Source organism: Promicromonospora kroppenstedtii DSM 19349 (assembly GCF_000515355.1).
Classification (GTDB): domain Bacteria; phylum Actinomycetota; class Actinomycetes; order Actinomycetales; family Cellulomonadaceae; genus Promicromonospora; species Promicromonospora kroppenstedtii.
Genome location: NZ_KI911741.1, coordinates 8621 through 11432 on the forward strand (window position 1 = coordinate 8621; position 2812 = coordinate 11432).

Below are 2812 nucleotides of genomic sequence, written 5' to 3' on the forward strand. Positions count from 1 at the left end.
GGCTCGCGGAGCAGCCCACCCACCTCCAGGCCGTCGGCCAGCGGGATGGTCACGGGGGTCTCGCGGACCTCGTGGTCGCCGGGCTGCCCGGCGTCGGGCGAGGCACCCCCGATCGCGGTCGAGGTGGTGCTCAGGTCGAGGTGGTTCGTGACCGGTTCCGGCTCCCAGGCCGGTCCCGCGACGGCGCCCGTGACGGCCAGGGCGACCAGGATCGCGGCGGAGGTGGCGACGGTCCTGAAGAACACCTTCGGATGCTACTCCCGGCACCTTGGCTTCACTCGGGCGGACGCGCGGCGAGCATCTCCTGCGTGTCCCACGTCAGGGCGCCGGATGCCAGGTCGGCGACGACGCCGCGCACCCAGTCCAGCTCGGCGCGGGTGGCGACGAGCAGGTGCTCGTGCTCCAGCAGGAGCACGCGCGGCAGTCCCCACTCCTCGGCGTCGGCGGCCTCCCGCTCGGCGTCGGCCAGCGTGGCCTCGAGCGCGGTGGCGCGCTCGGCGAGGCGGTCGCGCACCAGATCGGGCCCGGTGATGGCGAGCACGGCCAGCACCGCCCGGAACTCCGGGAACTCGCGTGCGGGGGTCGCCAGCGCGGCGTCCATCCAGCGGCGCAGGGCGGCGGAGCCGTCGTCGGTCAGGGCGTAGACGATCCGGGCCGGGCCGGCGTCGGCCACCTGCTTCTCGTGCACCTCGATGAGGCCGTCGCGCAGCAGGCGCTCGATCGCCTGGTAGACGCTGTTGGAGCGTGCCACGTTGACGACGTCGTCCTTGCGCCGGGTCTTGATCAGCCGCTGCATGCGGTAGGCGTGCATCGGCTCCTCGGCGAGCAGCGCGAGCAGCACCATGGCGAGCGGCGAGCGCGGCCGGGAGTCCTGGGTCACGGCGCCCAGCCTAGGCGGCGGTACGGGATCGGCTGCTCGACGGCATCTTGCCATCTTATGGTTAACCATTTTATGGTTACGAGATGAGAGCAATCATCGTCGGAGCGGGCATCACCGGGCCCGTGACCGCCATGGCCCTGCAGAAGGCGGGCATCGACGCCGTGGTCCACGAGGCCTACGACCGCACCGCGGACGGCGTCGGCGCCTACCTCAACCTCGCCCCGAACGGGCTCGCCGCCCTGCGCGTGCTGGACATCGACCCGCACGACCTCGGCGGTTTCGACACGCCGGCGCTGGAGCTGCGTGGCTCGGGCGGCCGGCTCCTGGCCCACCTCGCGATGGGTCGAGACGACGGCCCGGGCACGGTCAGCCAGACCGTCAGGCGCTCGGACCTCTACACGCGGCTGCGCGACGAGGCCGTCCGGCGCGGCATCCCCGTCGAGTACGGCAAGCGCCTGGTGGACGCCGCGGCGGTGCCCGGCGGCGGCGCCGTCGCCTCCTTCGCGGACGGGAGCACCGCCGAGGGCGACCTGCTGGTCGGCGCCGACGGGCTGCACTCCCGCACCCGCACGATCCTCGACCCGGGGTGCCCCCCGCCGCGCTACACCGGGCTGCTGAACACCGGTGGCTACGCGTCGGGCGTCTCCGTCGACGCACGCGAGGGCGTGTTCACGATGATCTTCGGCCGGCGCGCCTTCTTCGCCTACGTCCAGCGCGCTCCGGGCGACGTCTGGTGGTTCGCGAACGTGCCGCGCGCCCGCGCGGCGTCCGACGACGAGCTCGCAAGCTGGACCCCGGACCGCTGGCGGGCCGAGCTGGAGCGCCTGTTCGCCGACGACGCCGGCCCCGCGCTGGAGCTGATCGCCGCGACGCCGCGGGTCATCAGCCCGTGGAACACGCTGGACCTGCCCAAGGTGCCCGTCTGGCACCGGGGACCCATCGGGCTGGTCGGCGACGCCGCGCACGGCATCTCGCCGACGTCGGGCCAGGGTGCCTCGCTCTCGATCGAGGACGGCGTGCTGCTCGCCCGCCTGCTGCGGGACCACGGCGACCCCACCGCTGCGTTCGGGGCGTTCGAGGCGCTGCGCCGGGGGCGGGTCGAGAAGCTGATCGCGCAGGCCAAGCGCACCTCGAACCAGAAGATCCCGAACCCGCTGACCCGGGTGCTGCGTGACCGCGTGATCCTGCCGCTGGTGAGCCGGGCCGCGGCCCGCAGCACCAAGGACTGGGTGACGGACTACCGCATCGACTGGGACGCCCCGGCAGACCGCCTCCCGGCCTGACCCGGCCGCCGGCCGTGACCCAACCCTCGTCGGCAGATCCTCTTCGAGACCTAAGTTTCTTCGCTCTCGACCTCCACAAAGACAAGAAACTTAGGCCTCGAAGAGAACGGGCCCGGGCGGGCGGGACAGGTCCGGCCCCCTCGGGTCAGGCCGGGGCGCCGTGGCGGCCCGAGCCCGCCGCGAAGGCCGCAGCGCCCGCATCGGCGTCCGCCGACAGGGAACTCTCGCCGTGCCTCCATTCCTGGGCCAGGGCGTCCGCCTCGGGAAGGCCCCACTGGTCCAGCACCGAAGCCCGGTCCTCGCGCAGGCAGACCTGTGGAAACGCCGCGAGCGACGCGGCCAGCGCCACCGCCGCCGGCACCGCCTGCCCCGCGGGCACCACACGGTTGGCCAGCCCGATGCGCAGCGCCTCGTCGGCCTCGACGGACCGCCCGGTCAGGATCATGTCCATCGCGTGCGACTGCCCGATCAGCCGCGGGAGCCGCACCGTGCCGCCGTCGATCAGGGGCACGCCCCAGCGGCGGCAGTAGACGCCGAACACCGCGGTCTCGTCGGCGACCCGCAGGTCGGCCCACGCGGCGAGCTCCAACCCACCCGCCACGGCGTGCCCGGAGACGGCGGCGACCACCGGCTTGGTGAGCCGCAGCCG

Annotated in this window: 3 protein-coding genes and 1 pseudogene; 1 reads left to right on the forward strand and 3 read right to left on the reverse strand. The window is 73.9% G+C overall.

Annotated elements, in window-relative coordinates; all coding sequences use genetic code 11:
* Nucleotides 1-245, reverse strand: a pseudogene (locus tag PROKR_RS36005) (alpha/beta hydrolase family protein); the annotation flags it as partial.
* Between the two features lie 29 nt (nt 246-274).
* Nucleotides 275-880, reverse strand: coding sequence for a PadR family transcriptional regulator (locus tag PROKR_RS23430; protein ID WP_200836097.1), 606 nt, complete (start codon nt 878-880; stop codon nt 275-277).
* 83 nt (nt 881-963) lie between these two features.
* Between PROKR_RS23430 and PROKR_RS23435 the strand changes: the two genes are divergently transcribed.
* Complete coding sequence (locus PROKR_RS23435) at nt 964-2163, forward strand: FAD-dependent oxidoreductase (RefSeq protein ID WP_036968331.1); 1200 nt, start codon at nt 964-966, stop codon at nt 2161-2163.
* Nucleotides 2164-2308: 145 nt separating this feature from the next.
* Here the strand turns inward: PROKR_RS23435 and PROKR_RS23440 are convergent.
* Nucleotides 2309-2812 (reverse strand): crotonase/enoyl-CoA hydratase family protein (locus tag PROKR_RS23440; RefSeq protein ID WP_036968334.1); only part of this gene is annotated, 504 nt, incomplete at its 5' end.